The organism is Bacillus lumedeiriae (assembly GCF_044891285.1).
GTDB classification, from domain to species: domain Bacteria; phylum Bacillota; class Bacilli; order Bacillales; family Domibacillaceae; genus Pseudobacillus; species Pseudobacillus lumedeiriae.
Window position 1 is genome coordinate 643,286 of record NZ_JAUIYO010000001.1, and the last position, 25,315, is coordinate 668,600.

Genomic DNA, 25,315 nt, shown 5'->3' on the forward strand with positions numbered 1-25,315 from the left:
ACTTCCCCTGCTTTTCATTCATTAACAAAACCGGTTTTCGTTCGAGACACTTTTATTCAGCATTGTGCGCAGCGTCATTTCTGTATGCCCATTCACTTGCGAATTTGTACGTTTCGGTCTCGTCCAATTATGGTGAATCTTCTGAGATTTCGGATCTAAATACGCTTTTTTGGTCATTAGGCTCACCTCACCGGAATTTTTGAAAACGGATATTCATTTGTTGAATATCCGTTTTAGTATGTGTGAAAACGAATGAAACTATCATTTCTTTTCTTGCTCATTTTTTGGATATTAGTTGTGATTCTTGATATTCCCTCTGCGACTCATGATATCCTCACTTTTATTGATAATATCTTTATTGGGATGCATGACATCTTCCTTTTATCAGGGAACAGCCTATCTATTTATTTTGTTTCACCAGTCCATTCAAGCATGCCGCCTGTCATATTACGGACTTTAAAGCCTTGGTCGCGCATGTAGTAGCAGACGTTTTCACTGCGGCGGCCGGAGCGGCAGACGAAAATATATTCTTTTTCTTTGTCAAATTGATCGAGATGTTCTGGGATCGTTCCCATGACGATGTGCTTCGCTTCAGGGATTTTCCCTTCGGCTACTTCATCGTCTTCTCGCACATCAACAAGCTCTAGTTTTTCACCGTTGGCTAATTTTTGTTTCACTTCTTCTGGTGTAATTTCAGGAATTCGTTCCATATATAACATCCTTTCTGTTAGTTGGCTACAATGTTCACAAGCTTTCCTGGTACAACAATAACTTTGCGAATCGTTTTGCCTGTGATTTGCTCTTGTACCTTTTCTTCATCCATGGCGATTTGTTCTGTTTCTTCTTTCGTCGCTTCTTTAGGCACCATTAGTTTTGCTTTCATTTTTCCATTTACTTGAACGACAATTTCCACTTCATTATCAACAAGCTTCGATTCATCAAACGTCGGCCATGCCTGATAGCTGATTGTTTCTTGCTGACCAAGTTTCTCCCATAATTCTTCAGAGATGTGCGGTGCGATTGGAGAAAGAAGCTTCACAAACCCTTCCACATATTCTTTCGGGAGTGTAGCTGCTTTATACGCTTCATTGATGAACACCATCATTTGTGAAATGGCGGTATTAAAACGTAAATGCTCATAGTCTTCTGTCACTTTTTTCACTGTTTGATGATATACCTTCTCCAGTTCATTGCCAGAGTCCGTAATTTTTTCACTTAATTCGCCCGTTTCTTGCACGAACAAGCGCCAAATACGGTCAAGGAAACGGCGCGCACCATCTAAGCCGGTTGTTGACCAAGCAATAGAAGCATCAAGAGGCCCCATAAACATTTCATATAGGCGCAGTGTATCTGCTCCATGGCTTTCTACGATTTCATCAGGATTAACGACATTGCCCTTTGATTTACTCATTTTTTCGTTATTTTCACCAAGGATCATTCCTTGGTTAAACAGCTTCTGGAACGGCTCTTTCGTATGAACAACACCGATATCGTACAGCACTTTATGCCAGAAACGTGCATACAACAAGTGAAGAACGGCATGTTCTGCTCCGCCGATGTAAATATCTACAGGCAGCCATTCCTTCAATTTATCAGGATCAGCAAGCGCTTCACTATTGTGGGCGTCAATAAAGCGTAAATAATACCAGCAGCTTCCCGCCCATTGTGGCATCGTATTCGTTTCCCGGCGGCCTTTTTTCCCTGTTACTGGGTCTGTTACATTTACCCACTCAGCGATGTTAGCAAGTGGTGATTCGCCCGTTCCACTCGGTCTAATTTCAGTTGTAACCGGCAGCATAAGCGGCAGTTCCTCTTCCGGCACTGGGCTCATTGTACCATCTTCCCAATGGATAATTGGAATCGGTTCTCCCCAGTAACGCTGGCGGCTGAACAGCCAGTCACGCAGACGATACGTTACTTTTTTCGTACCCAGCTTTTTTTCCTCAAGCCAGTTAATCATCGCTGTAATCGCGTCTTCTTTATTCATTCCGTCTAAAAAGCCAGAGTTAACATGTTCGCCGTCACCTATGTACGCTTCTTTCTCGATATCGCCGCCGGCAACGACCTCTTTAATCGGCAAATGGAATGTCTGCGCGAACTCATAGTCACGTTCATCGTGCGCCGGCACGGCCATAATAGCACCTGTTCCGTAACTCATGAGGACGTAGTCTGCAATCCAAATCGGCATATTTACTCCGTTTACCGGATTGATCGCATATGCACCAGTGAACACGCCTGTTTTTTCCTTCGCCAAATCTGTGCGTTCAAGATCACTTTTCGACTTAATTTTATCTAAATAACGGGCAACTTCTTCTTTTTGTTCATCTGTCGTAATTTTTTCTACAAATGGATGCTCAGGCGCTAAAACCGCATATGTAGCTCCAAAAAGTGTATCTGGACGTGTTGTAAACACAGTAAATGTTTCCTCATGCCCATCAATCGCAAATGTGACTTCTGCTCCTTCTGAACGGCCGATCCAGTTACGCTGCATATCTTTAATGCTTTCCGGCCAATCAAGCTCTTCTAAATCTTCCAGTAAACGATCGGCATATTCAGTAATTTTTAAGATCCATTGCTTCATCGGACGTCGTTCAACTGGATGGCCGCCGCGTTCACTTTTTCCATCAATGACTTCTTCATTAGCAAGAACGGTACCGAGTGCTGGACACCAGTTCACCGCTACTTCATCGACATAAGCGAGGCCTTTTTTATAAAGCTGGAGAAAAATCCACTGCGTCCATTTATAATACTCTGGATCCGTCGTATTAATTTCCCGGTCCCAATCGTAAGAAAAGCCGAGCGACTTAATTTGGCGGCGGAAGTTATTAATGTTTTGTTCAGTAAATTCCGCCGGATCGTTGCCGGTATCAAGCGCGTATTGCTCTGCCGGTAAGCCAAAGGCATCCCAGCCCATTGGGTGGAGAACATTATAGCCTTGCATCCGTTTCATACGCGATAAAATATCTGTTGCTGTATATCCTTCCGGATGGCCAACATGAAGGCCGGCACCTGAAGGATAAGGGAACATATCCAGTGCGTAAAATTTTGGCTGATCTTCCTTCTCTGCTGTCTTAAATGTTTTGTTTTCTTCCCAGTATGTCTGCCATTTTTGTTCAATCTTCTGATGATTGAAACTCATATGTAACACCCTTTCCTAATGAAATATTAAAAAACTCCCGCCCCATAATTGGGACGAGAGTATAGTTCCCGCGGTACCACCCAGATTAGTGCTTCCATTAAGCACTCTGCTTTACGTCTTTAACGCAGATCAGCGGCAGATATTACTTATGACTGTTCACATCTGCAATTCCAAAGGCGAGTTCATGGTGTTCCGGGCTGGCTTGCACCTTCCGCCAGCTCTCTTATTCCGAAAATAGCCACTACTACTCCTCGTCATCATCTTTTAGCTTATTCAATCTACGACTATTTTAGACAAAATCTCCCGCAGTTGCAAGCTTAAAGAGAAGATATGGAAGGTACTGAATCGTCTTTTTCTTTTTTTAGAGGACGTTCATAAACGAGTGTCAATACAATGCCAATCAGTAAAAATGCAATAAGTGTGATAAATAGCACTGTCATGCCGTACACATCCACTAATATCCCGCCGAGCACCGGGCCGAACATCCGCCCCGCTGTCGCTGTGCTGTTTACAATCCCCTGATAAAACCCTTCTCTTCCTTTCGGTGACAATTGACTAGCCACCGTCGGCACCGCCGGCCAGACAAACATTTCACCGATCGTTAAAATAATCATTGCAGCTAAAAACCCTTTAAATCCGTCGGTAAATGCTGTAATGCCAAATGACACGATGAATATGCAAATCCCAATCAAAATTTGCTTTTTCATATTGTCCTGGAATGTTCGAACGAAGAAATTAACGAGCGGCTGTCCAAACACAATGAGCACTCCGTTCACTGTCCACAAGAAGCTGTACTGCTTTAAGCTAATATTTACTTCCTGTGTATAACTCGCAATCGTTGACATCCACTGCACGTAGCCGACCCAGCACAGCATATACGCCGTACATAAAATCAACAGAGCTGTCAGCTTGCTGCGGCTGCGCACTCCTCCATTTTCCGAAAATACATTCATCTGAGCACCAGTCACGCCTGCCATATGACGATAGCCAAACACAGACAGTAAAAAGAACGCGGCAAACATAATGAAGTTCGCGGCAAAAATATAATTAAATGAAAAGGATGCAACAAAACCGCCTAAAGACGAGCCGATCGCAACACCCGCATTTTGCGAAATGTAGATCGCATTAAATGCCCGGCGGCCCCCTTTAGGCCAAACAGCACCGACCAAGGCATATACTGCTGGGAAAACAACTCCCGAGCCGAAACCAACAATCGTCAAGAAGATGACATAGTGGGGCCAGCCATGCCATATCGTCATGCCAGCCATCGCAAACAGGTTCACCCCCGCACCAAGCAAAATCGTGCGGTAGCCGCCGAGCCGGTCAAACAGTCCTCCTCCGAGCAAGTTACCGACAACCGTTGCACCAGCATTCAACATTAAAACAATCCCTGCAACAGACAAGGATTTACCTAATTCTCCGTGTATATAGATAGTATTAAGCGGCCATAAAAACGAAGTGCCTGTCACATTAATCACCATGCCGATCACTAACAGCCAAACGGCTTTTGGCATATTGCATCCCTTCCTTTTCAGCCAATTATTTCGATTTCCAAAATATTATTTTAGAACGCATACCCAATTGTTTCAAGCTGTTTTCCGAACTTAAAATTCTGAATACTTCTGCCTTCAATTAGATTCGCCATCTTCCGCTCATTCATGATAAAATTTTCTTTATGCTGCAGCTTCTGCCTGTAGTTTGAAAGAGAGGATGACATTGATGACACTCAATCCGTTTCCCTATGCAAGCGATCATAAACGTTATCATACATGGAATTACCATTTACGAAGTCATTTCGGACATAAAGTGTTTAAAGTCGCATTAGACGGAGGTTTTGACTGCCCCAATCGCGACGGCACTGTAGCATTCGGAGGATGTACATTTTGCAGTGCAGCCGGTTCCGGAGACTTTGCCGGCAGCCGTGCGGATGATCTTGTCAAACAGTTTAACGATATAAAAGGAAAGATGCATCGTAAATGGAAAGATGGCAAATACATGGCGTATTTTCAAGCGTATACAAATACACACGCCCCTGTAGATGTACTGCGGGAAAAATATGAAACAGTCTTACATCAAGAAGGGGTCGTCGGCTTGTCAATTGCTACACGTCCGGACTGCCTTCCAGATGACGTCGTTGACTACTTGGCCCAATTGAATGAAAGAACGTATTTATGGGTTGAACTTGGATTACAGACCGTTCACGAAAAAACAGCCAATCTCATTAACCGTGCACATGACTTTCCATCCTATGAACAAGGCGTAGAAAAGTTACGCAAACACGGCATCCGTATTTGTTCCCATATTATTAACGGCCTGCCGCTCGAGACACCAGCAATGATGATGGAAACCGCTCAGGCGGTCGCTAAGCTTGACGTGCAAGGAATTAAAATCCATTTGCTTCACTTATTAAAAGGCACGCCAATGGTCAAGCAATATGAAAAAGGGCTGCTTGAATTTTTATCGTTCGAGGATTATGTCCATCTCGTTTGTGATCAGTTAGAAATCTTACCGCCGGACATGATCATCCACCGCATCACCGGCGACGGTCCCATCAACTTAATGATCGGACCGATGTGGAGCGTAAATAAATGGGACGTGCTGAATGCTATTGATGCTGAACTGAAGCGGCGAAACAGCTGGCAGGGGAAAAAATATAGCTGTCCCATCGTGTAAATAAAGGCTATGTTCAACCTGCCTGTTGATTTCCAATGAGGACTCTCTCCCTCCGCTCCAATCGCCAATAATCATTCACATAACTAAACAAAAAGGCCGCATCCAAAAGTTGATAACAAAACAACTTTTAGATGCGGCCTCTTCCTATATTATTTCTCTTCCTCAACTAAATCCGCAATGGCGACCTGTGTTCTTTCCTCTAACGGTCCTCGTAAATGAACAGTGGCCATTTTCTCATCTTCATGCAGCTCATCAATCCAGACAGAAGTACCTTGGAATGTTACATCAATATCTGCCGATGAAGAAAAAATTTGCTTTGCACGTTTTACATCCATTACGCTTACCTCCCAAATCGTGTGATCGGTTTATTTTGTGAAGGTAAGTTCATTTTATACACCAAAGCAAAAAAGACCGGCTCTGCTGCTTTACAGCATTGAAACCGATCTCTTTTGACCTATCACCTATCCCGCCTTGACCATTCAGAGATAGTTTTTATATTTTCTGGTTTTGTTCGACAGCATCCACCGATCAATCGGGCGCCGCACTCGTACCATTCTTGAATACGGCTTTCATAAGATTCTCTTGCTGGAGCTCCGGACCAGGTTTTCGTCGAGGCATCGTATATCTCCCCTAAGTTCGGATAAACGATGATGGGCTTTTTTGTATGTTGAACTGTTTCTTTAATTAGCGGCGATATGTATTCAGGTGATGTGCAGTTTATTCCGATCGCAGCCACTTGTTCGTGCGCATCCAGCCACGCTGCACACTCACCGATAGGAATTCCGCTGCTAATACGGCTTTCATCCTTTGCACTAAAACTAATCCACGCATATGTCCCTGGGAATTCTTCTTCTAATAATCTAACGATAGCTTTAGCTTCCAGCATATTAGGGATCGTTTCACATGCCAGCACTTCCGCCCCTGCATCAATTAATGCTTTCATACGCCATCTATGAAAGGCTATTAACTCATCTTCTGTAACTGTATAATCTCCTCGATATTCCGAACCATCCGCAAGAAATGCACCATAAGGGCCTACTGAAGCCGCTATAATCGGTTTCGGACGATTCCCCTGATGTTCAAGGTTATTCCAAAATTCATCTCGTGCGTCCCGAGCTATTCGAACAGATTCCTGAATGAGATGTAACGTTTCCTCTTTGCACAATCCATGTTGGGCAAAACCTTCGATTGTCGCTTGATAACTAGCTGTGATCGCACAATCAGCACCAGCATTAAAATAATCCATATGCACTTGCTTAATGATCTCCGGGTTCTCCATCAGCACTTTAGCTGACCAAAGACTATTGTTCAAATCACAGCCATGGCGTTCAAGCTCAGTAGCCATCGCCCCATCTAGTACGATCATTGGAAATGCCTTTAAAATATTGTCTATAGGATTCATTGTCGTCCCTCCAGTCATTGTGCTATTCTTCCTATCAGTAACTATTTTGCTGCTTGCAATGCTTCTATGTTAGGTTTTGTTCCCATCCATTTTTCATATATTTTACTATACGTCCCATTTGCAATAACCTCTTTAAGCGCCTGATCAACTTTAGCCGTTAATTCACTGTCTTTAGGCAGCATCAATCCATAAAATTCTGCATCAAAATTCTTGTGGTCTTCAAACGTTTTGAAATGTTCTTTCGGATTATTTTTCAAATATTCATTGATGACCGTATTATCAGCGATCACTGCTTCAACAGCACCATTTTTCAACGACATAATAGATACTACATCGCTTTCGTACTTTTTAATATCGGGATTATTTTTCCCTAAGATCTGTTCTGCTGCCATTTGACCCGTTGAGCCATTTAACACCCCTACTGTTAAGCCTTTTAAATCATTCGCATTTTGAACCGCAGCATCTTCTTTCGTCATAATCATATGCGTAGATTGATAATATGGAGATGAAAAATCAAATGTTTGTTTACGTTCATCGTTCACTGTAATCGCACAGACTGCCATATCAAGTTGGCTGCCCTGGCGTGTCCCTTCAAACAGGGCATCCCATCCCATATTTTTCACTTCATATTCATAACCAGCTTCTTTCATAACGGCATCTACAACGTCAATATCGAAACCGACAATCTTCCCTTTATCCATATAGGTAAACGGTGCATAAGCTGCATCAGTCCCTACGATTACCTTCTCTTTCGCATCTTCACTGCCTGTTTCTGTTTTTTCTTGTCCACAAGCTGAGACGAAAGCTAATAAACTTGCCATACCTAATGCTAAAATCCCTTTACTCACGCGCTTTCTCATAAATCTTCCTCCTAAAACTGCTGTAATAAAAATTAAAATGCAAATTTTACAATTGAGCGATTATTCTAAAAACCACACAAGCTTAATAATACATGGCTCTACATTTTTTTCAAAGATTAATTTTTTATCTATTTCTGTCTGCAAACAGCTGCTGTCACCACAGAAAAAGACCGGCACACGAGCAGCCGGTCTTTTTCTCACTATACTTTAAGCCATTCTGCAACCTCTGGATTGTCCTTGGCTATTTCTTCTAATCGTCTATTCACACACTCCCGCATTTGTTCTGGTATCCGATCTAAATGCCATTTTGCTTCTTGCGGCTGCTCCATTTCAAGATGCACGAGTATTCTTCCAATATAGCCCTCTTTTTTATATGGGGCTCCTTTAATAAGTTCTTCATATCCTGCCAGTGCATCCTCCAGCTGGCCAAGGAATAGAAAAGAATCGGCCAGCATTTCCCGGACCTCTCCATCAGACGGATGGCGTTCCTTTAATAAAAGAAGATGTTCCTGCGCTTCTTTCATGTACTTTTCTTTTCCTGTTTCTGTTCCATAGCCCAGCGCTATGGCTGCTGCTTTAAAACGCAAATTGTCATCTTCACAGCGGGAGAGATAACGTTTCAGCACCTTCACCGCATCATCTGCCACATCCCTCTCTACGTAAAAGGAGGCCAGCCGGTCGTAGCTTTGAGGATGATCGGGATCTAATTCAATTGCTTTTTCGTATAAAGCAGCAACCGCGCCAATCAAGCCAATTGTTTTTAATCCTCCAGTGATTTTTTTCCACAATCCGCTCTTCTCTTTCTCCACTTCTTCATCCACATAAGGAATAAGGGCATTGCCGCTGTTTCTATAGACAGCTGCTGCGTCTTTCGATGACAGTTCCATCTGTTTAATGATTTTTTCGATTTTGAGAAGTTTCTTAGAATGGTAAAGAGCTTCCATCCATGCCCCATATAGCCCTTCATTGTCCGGTTCTTCTTGAATGAGTATTTCCATTAAGGCCAGCGCATCTTTTTCCCGCCCGCTTCGGGCATACAACGCCGCTAGTTTAGCTTTTAGTTCAGCTGATTCCTCTTTTTCCAGCAGGCCGACCGCTTCTTCAATCTCCAGCACTTCACTCAACGCTTGAAGCCGCCATTCTTCATCGATCGTCCCTTGTAGATATTCGAGGTGATGCTGCAATTTTTTCCGCTCATCAGGAGAAGACATCCATTCTGCTAATTGCTCAACATCACATGTTTGCGGCATTATCTCAAATACGCGGAATCGATGCTTTTTCGCCTTGTCGATGCTGTCCATTTCTTCATACACGTACGCCAGTTCCTCATGAGCAGCTGTAAAATCGGGATCAATCGTCAAGCATTCGAGTAAATGATGCTCGGCAGAGGTGTATTCTTCTAACGTCCGGTACAGTTTGCCGAGACGGTAATGCGGAAACGTGCTCTCATTATCAAGTGCCGCTGCCTCTAGTAAAAGCCTTTCAGCAAGTGTCACATTCTCCAGCTGTTCATGAAAAATCGCTTCATAGCAGTAAAGATCACTTAACGGATAGCGGGCACGAAGCTTTTGTAAAAATGCTAATGCACGATGAATAAATGGCGTATCTTCCACATAATCGACATACATCGAAACATGCTCCGCCAATCCGCCTCCTTCTAGAAGGCCCGCTTCCATAAAGTCAAAGCCGATTTCCTGTTCTCTGTCTCCGTCCGCTTCTTCAATCATCATCGCGCCAGCCCGTACATACATATCCGGATTTTCAGAAGGCTCAGCGTAACAGTGAATGGCTTGTTCTGCCCGCTGCCAATCTCCTTGTTTAATTATCGACTGTGCCTCGTACACAACCGCCAGCAGTTCTCCATCGGTATCAAGCTGAACGGCCCGCTTATAAGCTTCTTCTGCGTGATCGTACATCTCCCGTCCCATTCTTGTATGACCGACATGCAGCCAAAGAAGGCCCGTTTCCTCTTCCGGCACAGCATCCTCTGCTCCGATACGTAAATACGCTTCCGCTCGTTCCCACTTTTCTTCGCTCATACGAATTTCAGCAATACGCAAATATGGATAGGGAACAGCTGGATTCATCTCGATTGCACGCTTTAACCATTGAACCGCTCGTTTATCTCTCATTTCCATGTAACAATGACCAATTTCATACACGTAGTAATGATCATCTGGATAGTCTTCAGATAACTCTTCAAAGATAGACAGCGCTTCCTGAATCGCTCCTGACTCAAACAAAATGACCGCATAAGTGGAACGGATAAATTCATCTGTTTCTGCCTGTTCAAGTGCAACGAGCGCCCACTGCTGTGCCAGCTGAAACTGCGAAAAATCAGCATAGCATCGTGCTAAATACGCATAAGCGGATGGTTGAAATGGATCTTTTTCAAGCGATCGCTTTAAGTGCAAAATCGCTTGCTCGGTTTGATCATTCTGATAGTCTACTACACCAAGGAGGAAATAAGCGTAAGCATTTTTCCTCTTCACCCCATTCATCACCCGCTGAAATTCCTCGCCCGTCTGCTCATGCATGTAATAAGAATGAGCAATGAGAAGCCGTGCTTCTTCATCCGCTTCTCCAAACCGCTCTGTCACATGATCAATCCATTTGTTAAGCAGCGATTTAGCTTTTGCATGCTGAATCCTCGTTAACCCGATAATCGACGCAAATATCTCCTGATCGTTTTCCACTAAATAAGCAAGGAACTCATCCAACAGATCATCCGTCTCTTGCTCCAGCTTGTCTAAGTAGAGAAAAAGTCGTTGAAAAAACTGATGATCCTGTTCATTTAAGCAGGCAAGCAGCGCTTTTTTTTCCTCCTGAACGAATACGATCGATAATTGATCCTTCAGCCGGTACGTGTGGGCTGCTTCTTCATAAGGAACCATTAAGACCTCCAGCTCATTCGGGTCTTGCACGAGCAGCACGCCGAGCCGGTCATCGTAACCGACAACGAGCTGAACGTGTGAACTGTTTTCAATCAACAGATCAAGCATGACTGGATAGCCCGCATGAATGAAATGTTTGTACAACTCGATCGTTCCTTTGAAAAAGGCTGATGAAAACCCGAGAGATGCCATGTAATCAATGGCCGTCGTCAGCTTTGATCCAGTCACATCGAAAACGTGCTGGGCAATTTCATCTTGTGACACTGTTTGTCCCGCCGCTTGCAGAATCATCGAAAGCGCTGCTGGTACACAGTAATTCAACTTTTGACGAATCGGCTGAATAGCTAATTCCCGATAAGCACCATTTGGATGAATCGTCCGCTCACTAAATACTGTCTTGTTTAAAACGGCATTATGTTCTATAATCCACTTTTGCAGCTCGTCCCATTTCCCAAGCCGATAAAGAGCTTCTGCTTTCAAATAAATAAAATAGTCGACATTCACATGAAAAGGATTTTCCTTATTCAAACGCTCAAAGCGATCAAGAATCTCCTGAAAATTGCCGAGGAGATGAAAAATGCGCATTTGTTCAAGTTGGAACACGGGGTGTCCTGGAAACTGACCTGCTCCCTTTTGCAGCACTTGCAGCGCTGCTTCGTGGCTTCCTTGTCTTGATAAAAGATCTGCATAGACGAGCCAGCTCGCATCGCCGCGCTCATCAAATGACAAATCGAGCCCCTTTTTCACCTCTTGTTGGGCACGGACCCAATCATTTGTTTCCATATAAAAATCAGCTGTTTGGTCGGGTGAAAGAAAACCGCCTGCTTCTTCGATCAGGCAGATATATTCCATGGCTTCCCGATAGCGGTGCAGCTGACAAAGTGCCTTTACAAGCAAAAGATAGGCCGATTTTTTTTCTTCGATTGTCAATGAAGCGACATCTTCATCAAATAAACGCTGCTTCATTTTCGTTTCAGCCTCTAAGCTCCTGCCTTGGTCGAGTAAATTGTAGCAATACCATGAAAACGTTCGGACCGATTGAAACTGCTTATTCGCCATAGAAGCCAAAAACGTGCTATAGGCATACATTGCACCGGCATCTGCCAGCCGGATTAACCGATAATACTCATTCTCTGACTCCACTTGCTTGAGCCACTCACGTACAGCTTTATATGATTTTAACGTCCAAAGCTGCCCAATGGTATCGATGAGTTGTGACACAGTCTTAATTTGGGACGGCTTCGTTATTACTGTATTCAAAAAGCAACGCCCTTTCTTTTTGTTTTTTTCCTATTACTACTATTCTATTGATTACGTCGATTATACCAACAATGACACATTTTAAGTATAATGATCAAGAATGATTTACCCATTCAGACATTGTAAAAAGGGAGCGATTGCCTCATGAATTTGGATGGAATTTTGCCATTCGCCCGCAAGCTGCTTGAAAAAGTAGTAACAGAAGGAAGTGCGGTGATTGATGCAACGGTTGGCAATGGCCATGATACGTTGTTTCTTGCCAAACTCGTCGGTGACAGCGGTCACGTATTCGGCTTCGATATTCAAGAACAAGCCCTGGCTAATACTGCTGCGCGCCTTCAGGAGCACGGCCTCAATGAACGTGTGACGTTATTCGCCCACGGCCATGAACAAGCAGCTGTCTGTATTCCCAATGAATGGCACGGCCGGCTGATAGGCTCTATTTTCAACCTCGGGTATTTACCAAAAGGAGATAAATCAATCGTCACTAAGCCCGATACAACGATTGCTGCAATAGAACAAATATTATCGATGCTCGCTCCTGGCGGGATCATCGTTCTTGTCATTTATCACGGTCACGAGGAAGGAGCGGTAGAAAAAGAAAAGCTGATCAATTTCGCGGAACAAATCGACCAGCAAAAAGCACATATTCTTCGTTATGAATTTATTAACCAGGCGAACAATCCGCCATTTATCGTGGCCATTGAAAAGAGATAGGGGAACTGCTTGGATGGGATGACAGTCATCGTAGATCTTAAAAGGGGGGTGACTCAAACGAATCTTACATTTTGGCTTTGAGTCATCCCTTGATCCGCCTATCCCTTCCTAATGAACAGCTGCGGAAATGCCCGCTGTACCCGTCTGTATGTTCGGCCGTTCCAGTAAAAAAAGCGGCTGGCTGCCCCGCCTTTATGAATGACCTTCTTGGATATTTGCCGGATGCGCCTCTGCTCAAACACTTTATTATCCGATAAGTAAAGGCCAAGGAGCCCACGGTTAATCAACTTATGAAACTGAGCATGGGGCAGTCCTTTTATATGCTTATCTGCCTGTTCGATAAAATGCTCCAGCCGCTCAAACAACCTTTGTTCGGTTGGATAATAAAAACAAAAGTTCAAATCCCCGCCTTCCTGATCTTCCTGCTGATCAATAAAGTAATCAAGCAAAATGTGAAGCCCTTGAATATAAGGAAAATAACTGTTTCTTATTTGCCGCGCCTGCTCGGTACTTAACGGAGCATTCAAGCTATATGACACTAAACAAAAAATGGCGAGCGTAGAGCCGGCACAGGCAGAGAATTCATACCACTCCATATTGGGCAGCTCGTGGCGGTACTCTTCAAACCAGGAGATGAGGCGTTCCTCCCTCTCTTCCTTCTTCACATGCTTATGTATTTGCAAATCACAATAATAGCGGCATAACTCGTTAAGGTGAGGAACAATGACTTTGTATCCTTCCATTCCGACAAGCACAGATCGGCACGTTTCTACAAGCTTAGCTAAGTAACCGCCATCGTCCTTATCGTCCCGGAAGCGATAATAACCACGAAGCGGAGGTCCCGGTGACAATGCATCTTCCATTGATTCATGAAGCGCAGAGAAATCTGCCGGATCAAGTGATGTGCTGCGATCACAAAGATTGTCCAGATAATCACTGATCGTCTGGTAAGCCACAATAAAACGAACCGCTTCTAGAAGCCTTTTCTCTGATAACAGCGCCAACACGGACCCTCCCTCACAATGAAAGGTTTTATGCTCGATACTTGCTAAAGCCTGCCGGCGCAGTTCCTCATTCGGAATCTTCGCCGCCTGCTCTTTCCAATACTGCAGCTGTTCGTGAACGAGAGGGAATACTTTCTTATAAATACTGTGCATTAAATGAAGCGGCCCCATAGGGATAGACATTTCTTCACCTCATTCCTCAACTACATATCCTAATAAACGCAGCCTGTTCATCACAAATCCCTTTGCATAATGAAATACTTCCTCCCGCTCCGGTTCATTAAATATTTCATGATACAATCCTGGCCACTCTTTATAATGCATTTCAGATAAATCAAGCCGGTGAAACCATTTTCTAACGGCTTTTCTATCCACAATTAAGTCATCACCTGCCTGCATGACGAGAAGCGGCACGTCCGGCATGTCCTCTACTGTTAATCCTGCCGCCTTGATCGCTTGCAGCAGCTCGCGGTACCAGCGGACTGATACTTTATTTATATAGAGTGTATCCTCTTTATCTGCTTGTCTTACCTCTTCATTCCTTGTTGCCATTTCCACTGTCATCCCCGTTGATATTCTCAACGAAGGGGCAAGTGAATTTAGGCCATACGACATCATTTCCAGTATTTTGGGTGGTGTATGAATCATTCTAAGACACGGTGACGACAAAATGACCCCTGCTGTTTCCACTTCCATTTCCTGAAGCAGCCGGATTGCTATGAGTCCTCCCATACTGTGGCCAAATATAAATAAAGGCAAGTCAAATTGATAAGCTGCCTGCACCCACTCTTTCACTTCATCGATATATTCATTAAAAGAAGAAATGTGTCCTCTCGTCGCCCGCGACGTCATTCCTTGACCGGGCAAATCCCCCATTACTACATGAAACCCATTTCTGCGCCACATTTCAATCAGCCAGCCATACCGGCCGTGATGCTCCATTGCTCCATGAATCATAACGATGACGCCCCTTGGCTGACTTTCTGTTTCCCATTTCCACATCACGTTTCCTCCTCTGGCACTGATAAGTACTGTATTTGTTATCTTCTATTATACAAACCAAACCCTTTTAGTTAAAATAATAAGCAAACCTTCTATATATTTCTTGTACAACTGACAGAAAGGGGAACATGAAGTGATCTATCCTTATAATAATAAAACACCTGAAATTGCTAATTCTGCTTATATAGCTGATTATGTAACCATTACTGGTGATGTCAAAATCGGGGAGGAATCAAACATTTGGTTTAACACCTCTATCCGCGGAGACGTTGCCCCGACCATTATCGGCAAAAAAGTAAGTATACAAGATAATTCAGTCCTGCACCAAAGTCCTAACAATCCGCTGATCATTGAAGATGAAGTAACGATCGGCCATCAAGTCATTCTGCATAGCTGCAAAATTAGAAAAAACGCACTCATTGGCATGGGCTCCATCATCTTAGACAATGCTGAAATTGGTGAAGGTGCTTTTATCGGTGCAGGAAGCCTCGTTCCACAAGGGAAAATCATCCCTCCTCACTCAGTCGCCTTTGGACGGCCCGCAAAAGTCATTCGTCCTGTGAATGATGCAGATCGACAAGACATGGAAAGAATCGTTAGAGAGTATGTAGAAAAGGGACATTATTATAAAAGCATTCAAAAAAAGCCTTCAAACTCCTAACGAGTTTGAAGGCTTCAGATTGTTTACAAGCAGCCTGATGGCGGCCCAAACGAACGTTGAACCTTTGTTTAGTTTGTTGCTTGCTCTCTTAACGTTTCCGCCTTATCTGCTCTTTCCCAAGGAAGATCAACATCTGTACGGCCAAAATGTCCATAAGCCGCTGTTTGTTTATAAATTGGACGGCGCAGATCAAGCATCTTGATAATACCAGCCGGACGTAAATCGAAGTTGCTGCGGACAAGCTGAACGAGCACATCTTCAGATACTATGCCAGTACCAAATGTATCAATTGAAATGGATACAGGCTGTGCTACACCAATTGCGTAGGCTAGCTGAACTTCACATTTGTCCGCAAGACCGGCAGCGACAATATTTTTTGCTACATAGCGGGCAGCATACGCAGCGGAACGGTCTACTTTTGTCGGATCCTTACCGGAGAAAGCTCCTCCGCCATGACGCGCATAACCACCGTATGTATCTACAATGATTTTCCGGCCTGTTAAGCCCGCATCTCCTTGTGGACCGCCGATAACAAAACGGCCTGTCGGGTTGATAAAGAATTTTGTTTCTTCATCAATTAATTCAGCAGGAACAACTGGATTAATGACATGTTCGCGTAAGTCGTGCTGAATTTGCTCAAGTGTTACTTCCGGATGATGCTGAGTAGAAATAACAATCGTGTCTACTCTGACTGGCTTGTCATTCTCATCATATTCAACCGTCACTTGTGTTTTTCCGTCTGGACGCAAATAAGAAAGCACATCATCTTTTCTCACTTTTGTCAACCTGCGGGATAATTTATGAGCAAGTGAAATTGGAAGAGGCATCAATTCCTTCGTTTCATTGCAGGCAAATCCAAACATTAATCCTTGGTCTCCCGCACCGATCGCTTCGATTTCTTCATCGCTCATCTGGCCTTCACGTGCCTCAAGCGCAACATCGACTCCTGCCGCAATATCAGCAGACTGCTCATCAATAGACGTCAATACACCGCACGTTTCGGCATCAAATCCGTATTTCGCGCGCGTATAGCCAATTTCTCTTACTGTTTCCCGAACGATTTTGTTAATGTCTACATAAGAAGTTGTTGTAATTTCCCCAGCTACAAGCACAAGGCCAGTTGTCACAGATGTTTCCGCTGCTACACGTGCATTCGGATCTTTTGATAAGATCTCGTCTAGAATAGCATCAGAAATCTGATCACAAATTTTGTCCGGATGTCCTTCAGTTACTGACTCTGAAGTAAAAAGACGGCGTTTTTTTGTCATGAAACTTCCTCCTTAAAAATGATCAGCTTTTCGTTCAGCTGATCGTTCATTATACGGTACTCATGTCCCTAAGTTTATCCTTTTAAAAAATAAAAAACCCCTCCTGAAAATAAAGAGAGGAAAGGTTGGTCATTTCAACATAGGCCTTTCACTCTTATCGTTCAAGGTTTTGCCCTTGCAGCAGGTTAGCACCTTTGTCTTGAAAAAGAAGCTTATACATGTATAAGCAACGGCAGTTTATGCGGCTGCCACGTACATTCAAGCAGGTTGCCGGGCTTCATCGGGCCTGTCCCTCCGCCAGCTCAGGATAAGAGTATCCGTTCAAGGTTAAATCATACGAAATCCAGCCAGCGATGTCAACCAATTTCACGTAAAAAGCTCCTCCTTTTTCCGCTTTTCTTCTTATAGAGAAATGGGTATGTTATAAATAAAAAATTACAAAAAAATAAATCAATAGTATAGACTATTAATTGGAATGTGCTATACTACTTTTGAGTAAACGATAAAAAAATAACTAATTTAAATTTAAATAAAGGATGGTTATTAATTTATGAAGACTGTGAGCGTTTCAAGCGAAATTTTGGAGCTTTTAAAGGGTTCTAACGTAACAATGCAGCCGTCTGTGCCATTACTTGTGGAAAAAGTACTTAACCGCAAAGAAGGCGTATTAACAGCTTCTGGTGCAGTGTGTGCTGAAACAGGCAAATATACAGGGCGTTCTCCTAAAGATAAATTTATCGTTGAAGAACCGTCCACCAAAGATAAAATCGACTGGGGTTCAGTCAATGAGCCAATTTCTGTTGAAGTGTTTGATCAATTATACAAGAAAGTAATCAACTATTTAAGTGAAAAAGAAGAACTATTCGTTTTCAAAGGTTTTGCAGGAGCAGATCAAGCACACCGTCTGCCAATTCAGGTCATCAACGAATATGCATGGCACAACTTGTTTGTTCATCAACTTTTCATTCGTCCTACGAAGGAAGAACTAGAGAATCATCAAGCTGGCTTCACGATCGTATCCGCTCCAAGCTTTAAAGCAGATCCTGCTGTAGATGGTACAAAATCAGAGGCATTTATTATCGTGTCTTTTGAGCGCCGCATCGTCTTGATCGGTGGAACGGAATATGCAGGGGAAATGAAGAAATCAATTTTCTCTGTTATGAACTACCTTCTTCCTGAAAATGATATTTTATCTATGCACTGCTCAGCAAACGTTGGTTACGAAGGTGATGTTGCTCTATTCTTCGGTCTTTCGGGAACAGGTAAAACAACATTAAGCGCAGATCCAAACCGCCGCTTAATCGGTGATGATGAGCATGGCTGGTCTTCTAACGGTGTCTTCAATATTGAGGGCGGATGCTACGCAAAAACAATCGGACTTTCCCGTGAAAAAGAACCTCAAATTTTCGATGCCATCCGTTTCGGTTCTGTTCTTGAAAATGTTGTTCTTGACGAAGAAACACGCATTCCTGACTACGATGACAACAGCTTGACAGAAAATACACGTGCCGCTTATCCGCTGCAAGCAATTGATAATATCGTTGATCCAAGCGTAGCCGGCCATCCGAACACAATTATCTTCTTAACTGCTGATGCGTACGGCGTTCTGCCTCCAATCAGCAAATTGACAAAAGAACAAGCAATGTACCATTTCTTGAGCGGATATACATCTAAACTTGCAGGTACAGAACGCGGTGTTACTTCTCCGCAAGCAACATTCTCTACTTGCTTTGGTTCACCTTTCCTTCCGCTTGAAGCGACACGCTATGCAGAAATGCTTGGTAAGAAAATTGACGAACATAACGTTCAAGTATTCCTTGTCAACACTGGCTGGACTGGCGGCGAATACGGCGTAGGCTCCCGCATGAAGCTTGCTTATACACGTGCAATGGTTCAAGCAGCTCTTGAAGGTGAATTAAACAACGTTGAAACATACACAACGAAAACATTCGGCTTACAAATTCCACTTCATGTACCAGGTGTACCGGATGATGTATTAATTCCGCGTAAGGCTTGGGCTGATGAAGATGCATTTATGACAAAAGCAGCAGAACTTGCTGGTAAGTTCCGTGAAAACTTCAAAAAGTTTGCGAACGTATCAAAAGAAATTATAGAACTTGGCGGACCGCAAATCTAACATATAAACAAAGAGTGCACCCCAGCGGTGCACTCTTTGTTTATCTCTTATACTTATTGTTTACCATTTCTACCGCTTTGCTTATGTTCCCGAGTCGTCTTTTTTAATTAATAGAGTTTAAAAAAATAAGCCTGTATGTAATTTGTGTTTCGTCTTGTGTCCATTCGACTTTTTCAATGACGGCGGTACCGATTATATCCCCATCTCTTGTTTTATGCACAGGAACCGGTATATCTATAGGGTATAATCGATAGCCCTCTTTTTTTAAAGAGAATACGTTCTCCTCTAGTCTTTGCTCCTTGCCTTTCGTCACAATCATTGTGTTCAATTCCATTGGCATCCCCATCCCATATCCCTCCCCTGTTTTCTCTTTTATTACTGCTGTTTCATCCAGCGGCATAAATCCGTTACGATTTTTCGGTTAACAGCTGGCGGAAAGTAGTGGCCATACCGATGAAAGTACCAAGTCTGGGCTGGATGATCCACCTGCTGTAACCGTTCCTCCAGACGAAATGCATGTTGGGGTGAAACATTCTCATCTTTCAATCCATGAATAATTAGTACAGGTGCTTTTAACTGCTCAAGTTTATACAGCGGTGTGCGCCAGTTGTACAACTCTTCTCGTTTATTCGGACTCCCGCCGATTACCCGCTTCATCATCCGACGCAAGTCTTTTCTTTCCTCATATGTTAAGATCATATCGGATACGCCGCCCCATGTAACAACAGAAGCCGCATGTTCTTTTTCCAAAGCCGTAAATAGTGCCATCACGCCACCTCTTGAAAATCCGAAAATATGCACACGATTCGTCACTCGCGGATGAGCTTCCAACAATTCAAATCCAGCAAAAGCATCTTCTCTATCTTCTCCGGCAAAATCCTCATTTCCTTCTCCTCCGCGGTTGCCCCGGTAAAAAGGAGCAAATACGATAAAGCCCTCAGAAGCAAATTGGGCAATTCGCGCGGGGCGTACCATACCTACATTTTTAATGCCGCCCCGTAAATAAAGAAAGCCGTCATATTGTCCTTCTGCCGCTGGTTCCGCAAGCATTCCTTTGACTTTCAATCCCCCCGACCAGTAAGTAACCATGGATAGTAAAACATGCGGATTAGGGGATGGAAAGCGGAAACAATCAATGATTCTTCCCATCTTATCACCACATCTATTATTGTTGCAGCCATTGCTTATTCATCAAAAAGTCTAACGTTCTTTCTACCACTTCATCTTTCATCAAAAAGCTAAAGCTGCTATTCATTCTTTCTGTCAACAAATCTTGATCAAATAATACCGGACCTTCTGTTTCCATATAATTTTCTTTTTCTACTATCTTCTCTATTTCTGCAAAAAAAATCGCCTTTACGAAAGGATTTTCCGGGCGCCTAACAAAATATTCGCCAACGAATTGCAGGCTTTTCACAATCGCCCCGGTCTCTTCAAATACTTCACGCCTGGCCGCTTCTTCAATGGTTTCTCCCGCTTCCACCTTCCCGCCGGGACACTCAAGTCCTCGTACCGTGTGAAGCGTCAGCAGCCACTTTTGTTTAAAGCGGCAAAAGACAATGACATGCCGGGCAGGTAATGAAAAAGCTTCTTTCTGAAAGACAAGCGTTACCCGGCAGCCATTCTCATCCGTAAATTCGCTCATGTCCTCTCCCCTGTTTCTATCGCTCACGCTGACAAGCGGTCTGCTCACTTTTTACCGTCTGCCTGTGAACGTTCCCGAGTTTGACCCCATTATACCTTATTTTTCCCTTCAGGGGCGAGAGAACATCTATTCATTCTATTCTCCATGTTTCCTTTATATGCTGTTTCGCTTCCTCATCACCTAAATCATAAATCATTTTATATACTTTTTTCAGGCGATCATCATACTGGTCATTTTCCCGGTCATAATGATACTGGACATAAGGCACGTGAGCACGAAAAAAGTTTTCCCACTCTGTTGAATAGTTAGAATCAAACAACCCTCTTAAGACCGTAATCTCATCGTCTGTCGCATAAATCTTAAAGTTCCACGGAGACACGTTTGGCTGCCTCATGATCTCTCCATTAGCAATGGAAATGTAATAAACATTTTTATCTTCCTGCATTTCAGACACCTCCTCTGCTTATCGTTCCCTTTCTATTCGTAAAAATGAATAAAATTAATTATTTTCTTCTATCACTTATCTACTGGTTTATTTGGCCGAATTAAGGTATAAATGTTATAAGGGATTGGGAGGACAAGTACACACACTTTTAAACAAAGGAGAGGGTAACTTGAAACTAGTCGATGAACTGTTTGAAATTTACCGCGGAAGACTTCAAGGAACAGAAGAAGATCTGGATATGATCACACTCACTGTACTTGAACAACTGTCGCAAAAGGAAATTTTAGGTATGATCAAGGAGTTAAAAGAAGAAGAGCTCGCTTACTTTTTCCGGCTCTACTTATTTGAAGCGTTGAAACAGAAATTTGATACAATTGATACAGATCACGGCTTCGCTGATAAACGCTTGTACCATTAAATACATAGAAAAGGATGTTTCCAACCGGGAACATCCTTTCATTTTCTTTCAATTATTTACCTAAGAATGATTTTAACATCCACACATGCTTTTCAAGTCCTTGATGGATGGAAAGCAGCATGTCGCCTGTTGTTTCATCTTTCACTTCCGCAGCAAGATTCATTGCCTCTTTTAATTCATTGATCATCGTTGTAAAATCATCAATGATCGACTGTACCATTTGTTCAGCCGTTTCCTTTCCTTCCGCCTCATTCACTGTCGCCATTTCTAATGCTTCTTTCAGTGTGGCAACCGGTGCTCCTTCAAGAGCAAGCAAACGCTCCGCTAATTCATCAATATGGGTCCCAGCTTCTGTGTAAAACTCTTCGAACTTTTCGTGAAGCGCAAAAAACTGCTGGCCTTTTACAAACCAGTGATAATTATGTAATTTTGTATACATCACTGTCCAATTGGCAATTTGCTTGTTTACTTGTTCAATCAATTGTTTAGACATATATATTTCCTCCTGTCATTTATCCTGCTCTTTAGTTATTACCCTGAATTCCCTTCTTTAAAACCATCCATTCTTTTCTCCACACAAACGAAAAAAGTGATATGATAAGAAGGGGAGGTAATGTCATTGATTATTATTATGATCATTTCTGTTATCATTATTGCGCTAGTGATTGCGCTGTCTGTCTATACAGTAAACAAAGGCTACCAATTTAAACATACAGTCGACCCAGTGGACAATAACCCTCATTTGCCGCCAGAAGACAGTCAACAAGAATCTGACTCAAAGTAAAGGTGGGCTTGTCATGTTGAAGCCGCTTTTTATTTTTATTATCCGGTTTTATCAGAAAGTGATTTCTCCATTAAAGCCGCCAACATGTCGTTTCCATCCAACATGCTCTCATTATGGTTTGGAGGCCGTCAAACGGTTCGGCGTATGGAAAGGCGGATATTTAACGGTTGTCCGTATTTTAAAATGCCATCCTTTTCACCCAGGGGGCTTTGATTTTGTTCCTGACACATGGAGTGATCGCAAAAAAAAGACTTGAGTCGTACATCCTCAAGTCTTTTTTAATTAGGATGAAGGACGATTATGTTCCTCTTCACCCTCCTCCTCTCTTCTCAAATTCATTTTTTAACTCGCGCCGCAGTAATTTCTTTGACGCATTTCTAGGGAGTTCATCGAGTTGGAAAAAATAATATGGACATTTATATTTCGCCAGCCGCTCTTCACAAAACTGGCGCAAGACTGCTGCACCTACCGGCTTATTGACAACGACGAAAGCAGCCGGTACCTGTCCCCACTTCTCATCAGCCACTCCAACAACCCCTGCATCACTTACGGCTGGATGGCTAAGCAAAGCGGCTTCTACTTCAGCAGGATATACATTTTCTCCCCCTGAAATAATTAAGTCTGAACGGCGGTCAAGCACAAATAAAAAACCTTCCTCATCTACATAGCCAATATCTCCCGTACGAAACCAGCCATTTGTAAAGGCGGTGCGATTCGCTTTTTCCCGATGAAGATAACCGATTGTTACATTAGGTCCTTTAACGAGAATCTCCCCTTCTGAATGAGGTTCTGCATCAATTTTTAATTGACATGGAAATAGCGGTTTTCCCGCTGATCCAAGCTTTGTTAAACTATATTCGGGTGGAAGTGTCACAATTTGTGAAGCTGTTTCCGTCATCCCATATGTTTGGAAAACCGGAATTTGCTTTTCAGCACATGCCTCGAGAAGCGGTTTTGGAGCCGGGCCGCCGCCAAGGAGCATACATCGAAAATGGGGATGATACTTTCCTTCCAGCGAAGCTAGGAGCCTGGACAGCATCGCGGAGACAACAGAAATAATGGTTCCATCCCCCCTCTTGAGTGCTTTATTAATTTCCTTCTCATCAAATCGTTTATACAGTCTGACAGACGTTCCATAAATAACACTGCGCATTAAAATCGAATAACCGCTTATATGAAAAAGGGGTACAGTACAAAGCCAGCAGTCTTTTTCCTGCAGCCCTAAATTTAAAGCGGAGCCTGTGGCACTCCACCAATGGTTTCCATACGTCTGCTGAACACCTTTCGGATTTCCTGTTGTGCCGGATGTATACATAATAGAGCAAATATCATCAAGTAAAAACTCCTCTCGGCAGCTAAACCCTTCAGGTGACGATAGACTGGCTAAACTTATCCTAAAAAAATGTCCATTTAACTCTTCAACCGCTTTTTGATATACAGGATCATAAAGTACGGCTGCCGCTGCCGTATCTTCTAACTGCCAAAGCAGCTCATTCGCCGTTAAACGCGAATTTAAAAGAACAGCTGAAACTCCTAACTGCTGAAGCGCATGAATCACATAAACCGCATTTGGTGTATTCTGTACGAGCAGTCCAACCCGATCTCCTTCTTTCAGGCCTTGTTTTTCTAGAGCAGATGCCCAGCGCAATGCTTTCTCATACAGTTCTGAAAATGTCCATACGTTCCCTTCAAAATGCAAAGCCGGACGCTCTGGCGTCAAAAAAGCCCGCTGCTTTAGCCAATTTGGTACACTTTTAGTCATCTTTCACCCCTCCTATTCTTCTCTAGCTGACAAAAAAGCTTGATGGCTGCCCATCAAGCTTTTCATATTCAAAACTAGCCCTCCAGCCTGACTGCATGGTTATAAAACATCATTCCATCAGCTTGGCGTATGACTGTTAATAAGAACAGGTGCTTTCGCTTTTATTTTATCCAGCTGCAGCACCTTGCCCCTCGAGGTCAAATAACCTCCTCCCCATGAAGTCAAAGAACGGACTTCTTTGGAGGAGAACATTTGCTTGTCGGGGCAGAACAGGTGCTTTCGCTTTTATTTCATCCAGCTGCAGCACCTTGTCCCTCGAGGTCAAATAACCTCCTCCCCATGAAGTCAAAGAGCCGACTTCTTTGGAGGAGAACATTTGCTTGTCGGGGCAGAACAGGCGCTTTCGCTTTTATTATGGGAATCTTGGGAACTGGCCGAAATCTGGTTTGCGTTTTTCCTTGAAGGCATCTCTTCCTTCTTTTGCTTCGTCTGTTGTATAGTAAAGCAATGTAGCATCCCCAGCCATTTGTTGAAGACCTGCTAAACCGTCTGTATCCGCATTCATCGCTGCTTTAATGAAGCGAAGAGCCGTTGGACTCTTTTCAAGCATTTCCTCGCACCATTTCACCGTTTCTGCTTCAAGCTCTTCAAGTGGAACAACTGTGTTGACAAGCCCCATATCAAGCGCTTCTTGAGCATTGTACTGGCGGCACAAGTACCAAATTTCACGAGCTTTTTTATGTCCGATAATACGCGCTAGATAGCCTGAACCGTATCCTGCATCAAAACTGCCGACTTTTGGACCTGTTTGGCCAAATACAGCATTTTCCGCAGCAATGGTTAAATCACACACTACATGCAGAACGTGGCCGCCTCCAATTGCATAACCAGCCACCATGGCAATAACTGGCTTTGGAGTCACACGGATTAAACGCTGCAAGTCGAGGACATTTAAACGTGGAATCTCATCTTCCCCTACGTAGCCGCCGTGGCCGCGTACTCGTTGATCGCCTCCTGAACAGAATGCTTTGTCGCCGGCACCTGTTAAAATGATGACACCAATTTTTTGATCATCACGTGCATAGGCAAAGGCATCGATTAATTCCATGACTGTTTTCGGACGAAAAGCATTGTGTACTTCAGGTCGATTGATTGTAATCTTTGCAATGCCATTATATGTTTCGTATAAAACATCTTCATATTCTCGTTCACTAATCCAATTGATAGACATTTTTCTTCCTCCT

The 25,315-nt window shown here is 43.3% G+C and carries 26 protein-coding genes, 1 riboswitch and 1 other annotated feature; of the genes, 7 read left to right on the forward strand and 19 right to left on the reverse strand.

Annotated elements, in window-relative coordinates; genetic code table 11:
- Positions 1-21 precede the first annotated feature (21 nt).
- The 4 genes from QYG89_RS03285 to QYG89_RS03300 form a co-directional block, all read right to left on the reverse strand.
- Positions 22-177, reverse strand: a complete 156-nt coding sequence (locus QYG89_RS03285; protein ID WP_404314491.1) for a YpzG family protein — start codon at positions 175-177, stop codon at positions 22-24.
- Positions 178-404: 227 nt separating this feature from the next.
- The gene (locus tag QYG89_RS03290) at positions 405-710 is read right to left on the reverse strand and encodes a rhodanese-like domain-containing protein (protein WP_404314493.1); all 306 of its coding nucleotides are present in this window, start codon (positions 708-710) and stop codon (positions 405-407) included.
- A 17-nt stretch (positions 711-727) separates the two neighbouring features.
- Entirely contained in the window at positions 728-3,139 is a 2,412-nt protein-coding gene (gene leuS, locus QYG89_RS03295) for a leucine--tRNA ligase (protein ID WP_404314495.1), read from the reverse strand.
- A 46-nt stretch (positions 3,140-3,185) separates the two neighbouring features.
- Positions 3,186-3,406 (reverse strand) — a binding site (T-box leader).
- A 50-nt stretch (positions 3,407-3,456) separates the two neighbouring features.
- A complete protein-coding gene (locus QYG89_RS03300) occupies positions 3,457-4,653 on the reverse strand; it encodes an MDR family MFS transporter (protein ID WP_404314497.1) in 1,197 nt (398 codons plus the stop codon).
- Positions 4,654-4,855: 202 nt separating this feature from the next.
- On the opposite strand from QYG89_RS03300, the gene QYG89_RS03305 reads away from it, so the two are divergent.
- On the forward strand, positions 4,856-5,812 hold the full coding sequence (locus QYG89_RS03305) for a TIGR01212 family radical SAM protein (protein ID WP_404314499.1): 957 nt from the start codon (positions 4,856-4,858) through the stop codon (positions 5,810-5,812).
- A 149-nt stretch (positions 5,813-5,961) separates the two neighbouring features.
- Here the strand turns inward: QYG89_RS03305 and QYG89_RS03310 are convergent, their stop codons facing one another.
- The 4 genes from QYG89_RS03310 to QYG89_RS03325 form a co-directional block, all read right to left on the reverse strand.
- The gene (locus tag QYG89_RS03310) at positions 5,962-6,147 is read right to left on the reverse strand and encodes an H-type small acid-soluble spore protein (RefSeq protein ID WP_404314501.1); all 186 of its coding nucleotides are present in this window, start codon (positions 6,145-6,147) and stop codon (positions 5,962-5,964) included.
- Between the two features lie 122 nt (positions 6,148-6,269).
- Positions 6,270-7,214, reverse strand: a complete 945-nt coding sequence (gene mmuM / locus QYG89_RS03315) for a homocysteine S-methyltransferase (RefSeq protein WP_404314503.1) — start codon at positions 7,212-7,214, stop codon at positions 6,270-6,272.
- 41 nt (positions 7,215-7,255) lie between these two features.
- Positions 7,256-8,074 carry a basic amino acid ABC transporter substrate-binding protein gene (locus QYG89_RS03320; protein WP_404314505.1) on the reverse strand — a complete coding sequence of 273 codons (819 nt, stop codon included), beginning with the start codon at positions 8,072-8,074 and terminating at the stop codon, positions 7,256-7,258.
- 200 nt (positions 8,075-8,274) lie between these two features.
- Complete coding sequence (locus QYG89_RS03325; RefSeq protein ID WP_404314507.1) at positions 8,275-12,228, reverse strand: tetratricopeptide repeat protein; 3,954 nt, start codon at positions 12,226-12,228, stop codon at positions 8,275-8,277.
- A gap of 144 nt (positions 12,229-12,372) precedes the next feature.
- On the opposite strand from QYG89_RS03325, the gene QYG89_RS03330 reads away from it, so the two are divergent.
- Positions 12,373-12,945 carry a class I SAM-dependent methyltransferase gene (locus QYG89_RS03330; RefSeq protein ID WP_404314509.1) on the forward strand — a complete coding sequence of 191 codons (573 nt, stop codon included), beginning with the start codon at positions 12,373-12,375 and terminating at the stop codon, positions 12,943-12,945.
- A 98-nt stretch (positions 12,946-13,043) separates the two neighbouring features.
- Here QYG89_RS03330 and QYG89_RS03335 read toward each other — a convergent pair whose 3' ends face one another.
- Complete coding sequence (locus QYG89_RS03335; RefSeq protein WP_404314511.1) at positions 13,044-14,132, reverse strand: tetraprenyl-beta-curcumene synthase family protein; 1,089 nt, start codon at positions 14,130-14,132, stop codon at positions 13,044-13,046.
- Between the two features lie 9 nt (positions 14,133-14,141).
- Positions 14,142-14,951: an alpha/beta hydrolase gene (locus QYG89_RS03340; protein ID WP_404314513.1), complete on the reverse strand. Its 810-nt coding sequence runs from the start codon at positions 14,949-14,951 to the stop codon at positions 14,142-14,144.
- A 133-nt stretch (positions 14,952-15,084) separates the two neighbouring features.
- On the opposite strand from QYG89_RS03340, the gene QYG89_RS03345 reads away from it, so the two are divergent.
- Positions 15,085-15,612, forward strand: coding sequence for a gamma carbonic anhydrase (locus QYG89_RS03345; protein WP_404314515.1), 528 nt, complete (start codon positions 15,085-15,087; stop codon positions 15,610-15,612).
- A 68-nt stretch (positions 15,613-15,680) separates the two neighbouring features.
- On the opposite strand, the gene metK is transcribed toward QYG89_RS03345, so the two are convergent.
- Positions 15,681-16,880 carry a methionine adenosyltransferase gene (metK, locus tag QYG89_RS03350; RefSeq protein WP_404314517.1) on the reverse strand — a complete coding sequence of 400 codons (1,200 nt, stop codon included), beginning with the start codon at positions 16,878-16,880 and terminating at the stop codon, positions 15,681-15,683.
- Positions 16,881-17,031: 151 nt separating this feature from the next.
- Positions 17,032-17,194: riboswitch (SAM riboswitch) on the reverse strand.
- Between the two features lie 236 nt (positions 17,195-17,430).
- On the opposite strand from metK, the gene pckA reads away from it, so the two are divergent.
- Positions 17,431-19,017 (forward strand): phosphoenolpyruvate carboxykinase (ATP), encoded by a 1,587-nt coding sequence (gene pckA / locus QYG89_RS03355; protein ID WP_404314519.1) that lies wholly within the window; start codon positions 17,431-17,433, stop codon positions 19,015-19,017.
- A gap of 103 nt (positions 19,018-19,120) precedes the next feature.
- On the opposite strand, the gene QYG89_RS03360 is transcribed toward pckA, so the two are convergent.
- The 4 genes from QYG89_RS03360 to QYG89_RS03375 all read right to left on the reverse strand — a co-directional run bounded on the left by QYG89_RS03360 (position 19,121) and on the right by QYG89_RS03375 (position 21,107).
- Positions 19,121-19,363, reverse strand: a complete 243-nt coding sequence (locus tag QYG89_RS03360) for a DUF2584 domain-containing protein (RefSeq protein ID WP_404314521.1) — start codon at positions 19,361-19,363, stop codon at positions 19,121-19,123.
- Between the two features lie 29 nt (positions 19,364-19,392).
- The gene (locus QYG89_RS03365; protein WP_404314523.1) at positions 19,393-20,166 is read right to left on the reverse strand and encodes an alpha/beta hydrolase family protein; all 774 of its coding nucleotides are present in this window, start codon (positions 20,164-20,166) and stop codon (positions 19,393-19,395) included.
- Positions 20,167-20,182: 16 nt separating this feature from the next.
- Positions 20,183-20,662 carry an RNA deprotection pyrophosphohydrolase gene (ytkD, locus tag QYG89_RS03370; RefSeq protein WP_404314525.1) on the reverse strand — a complete coding sequence of 160 codons (480 nt, stop codon included), beginning with the start codon at positions 20,660-20,662 and terminating at the stop codon, positions 20,183-20,185.
- Positions 20,663-20,792: 130 nt separating this feature from the next.
- Positions 20,793-21,107 carry a hydrolase gene (locus QYG89_RS03375; RefSeq protein ID WP_404314527.1) on the reverse strand — a complete coding sequence of 105 codons (315 nt, stop codon included), beginning with the start codon at positions 21,105-21,107 and terminating at the stop codon, positions 20,793-20,795.
- 169 nt (positions 21,108-21,276) lie between these two features.
- Here QYG89_RS03375 and QYG89_RS03380 point away from each other — a divergent pair, with 169 nt between their 5' ends.
- The gene (locus tag QYG89_RS03380) at positions 21,277-21,525 is read left to right on the forward strand and encodes a DUF6154 family protein (protein ID WP_404314529.1); all 249 of its coding nucleotides are present in this window, start codon (positions 21,277-21,279) and stop codon (positions 21,523-21,525) included.
- A 52-nt stretch (positions 21,526-21,577) separates the two neighbouring features.
- Here the strand turns inward: QYG89_RS03380 and QYG89_RS03385 are convergent, their stop codons facing one another.
- On the reverse strand, positions 21,578-22,018 hold the full coding sequence (locus QYG89_RS03385; protein ID WP_404314531.1) for a Dps family protein: 441 nt from the start codon (positions 22,016-22,018) through the stop codon (positions 21,578-21,580).
- Positions 22,019-22,144: 126 nt separating this feature from the next.
- Here QYG89_RS03385 and ytzI point away from each other — a divergent pair, with 126 nt between their 5' ends.
- A complete protein-coding gene (gene ytzI / locus QYG89_RS03390; RefSeq protein ID WP_404314533.1) occupies positions 22,145-22,309 on the forward strand; it encodes a YtzI protein in 165 nt (54 codons plus the stop codon).
- Between the two features lie 13 nt (positions 22,310-22,322).
- Positions 22,323-22,565, forward strand: coding sequence for a membrane protein insertion efficiency factor YidD (gene yidD / locus QYG89_RS03395; protein WP_404314535.1), 243 nt, complete (start codon positions 22,323-22,325; stop codon positions 22,563-22,565).
- 54 nt (positions 22,566-22,619) lie between these two features.
- Here the strand turns inward: yidD and QYG89_RS03400 are convergent, their stop codons facing one another.
- The 3 genes from QYG89_RS03400 to menB form a co-directional block, all read right to left on the reverse strand.
- Positions 22,620-24,071 (reverse strand): o-succinylbenzoate--CoA ligase, encoded by a 1,452-nt coding sequence (locus QYG89_RS03400; RefSeq protein ID WP_404314537.1) that lies wholly within the window; start codon positions 24,069-24,071, stop codon positions 22,620-22,622.
- Between the two features lie 166 nt (positions 24,072-24,237).
- A complete protein-coding gene (locus tag QYG89_RS03405; RefSeq protein WP_404314539.1) occupies positions 24,238-24,396 on the reverse strand; it encodes a hypothetical protein in 159 nt (52 codons plus the stop codon).
- An 87-nt stretch (positions 24,397-24,483) separates the two neighbouring features.
- Positions 24,484-25,302, reverse strand: coding sequence for a 1,4-dihydroxy-2-naphthoyl-CoA synthase (menB, locus tag QYG89_RS03410; protein ID WP_404314541.1), 819 nt, complete (start codon positions 25,300-25,302; stop codon positions 24,484-24,486).
- Positions 25,303-25,315 lie beyond the last annotated feature (13 nt).

Coding starts and splice junctions, on each gene's coding strand:
- QYG89_RS03285 (WP_404314491.1), bottom strand. CDS start 177: ATGACCAAAAAAGCGTATTTAGATCCGAAATCTCAGAAGATTCACCAT.
- QYG89_RS03290 (WP_404314493.1), bottom strand. CDS start 710: ATGGAACGAATTCCTGAAATTACACCAGAAGAAGTGAAACAAAAATTA.
- leuS (WP_404314495.1), bottom strand. CDS start 3,139: ATGAGTTTCAATCATCAGAAGATTGAACAAAAATGGCAGACATACTGG.
- QYG89_RS03300 (WP_404314497.1), bottom strand. CDS start 4,653: ATGCCAAAAGCCGTTTGGCTGTTAGTGATCGGCATGGTGATTAATGTG.
- QYG89_RS03310 (WP_404314501.1), bottom strand. CDS start 6,147: ATGGATGTAAAACGTGCAAAGCAAATTTTTTCTTCATCGGCAGATATT.
- mmuM (WP_404314503.1), bottom strand. CDS start 7,214: ATGAATCCTATAGACAATATTTTAAAGGCATTTCCAATGATCGTACTA.
- QYG89_RS03320 (WP_404314505.1), bottom strand. CDS start 8,074: ATGAGAAAGCGCGTGAGTAAAGGGATTTTAGCATTAGGTATGGCAAGT.
- QYG89_RS03330 (WP_404314509.1), top strand. CDS start 12,373: ATGAATTTGGATGGAATTTTGCCATTCGCCCGCAAGCTGCTTGAAAAA.
- QYG89_RS03335 (WP_404314511.1), bottom strand. CDS start 14,132: ATGTCTATCCCTATGGGGCCGCTTCATTTAATGCACAGTATTTATAAG.
- QYG89_RS03340 (WP_404314513.1), bottom strand. CDS start 14,951: ATGTGGAAATGGGAAACAGAAAGTCAGCCAAGGGGCGTCATCGTTATG.
- metK (WP_404314517.1), bottom strand. CDS start 16,880: ATGACAAAAAAACGCCGTCTTTTTACTTCAGAGTCAGTAACTGAAGGA.
- pckA (WP_404314519.1), top strand. CDS start 17,431: ATGAAGACTGTGAGCGTTTCAAGCGAAATTTTGGAGCTTTTAAAGGGT.
- QYG89_RS03360 (WP_404314521.1), bottom strand. CDS start 19,363: ATGGGGATGCCAATGGAATTGAACACAATGATTGTGACGAAAGGCAAG.
- QYG89_RS03365 (WP_404314523.1), bottom strand. CDS start 20,166: ATGGGAAGAATCATTGATTGTTTCCGCTTTCCATCCCCTAATCCGCAT.
- ytkD (WP_404314525.1), bottom strand. CDS start 20,662: ATGAGCGAATTTACGGATGAGAATGGCTGCCGGGTAACGCTTGTCTTT.
- QYG89_RS03375 (WP_404314527.1), bottom strand. CDS start 21,107: ATGCAGGAAGATAAAAATGTTTATTACATTTCCATTGCTAATGGAGAG.
- QYG89_RS03385 (WP_404314531.1), bottom strand. CDS start 22,018: ATGTCTAAACAATTGATTGAACAAGTAAACAAGCAAATTGCCAATTGG.
- yidD (WP_404314535.1), top strand. CDS start 22,323: ATGTTGAAGCCGCTTTTTATTTTTATTATCCGGTTTTATCAGAAAGTG.
- QYG89_RS03400 (WP_404314537.1), bottom strand. CDS start 24,071: ATGACTAAAAGTGTACCAAATTGGCTAAAGCAGCGGGCTTTTTTGACG.
- menB (WP_404314541.1), bottom strand. CDS start 25,302: ATGTCTATCAATTGGATTAGTGAACGAGAATATGAAGATGTTTTATAC.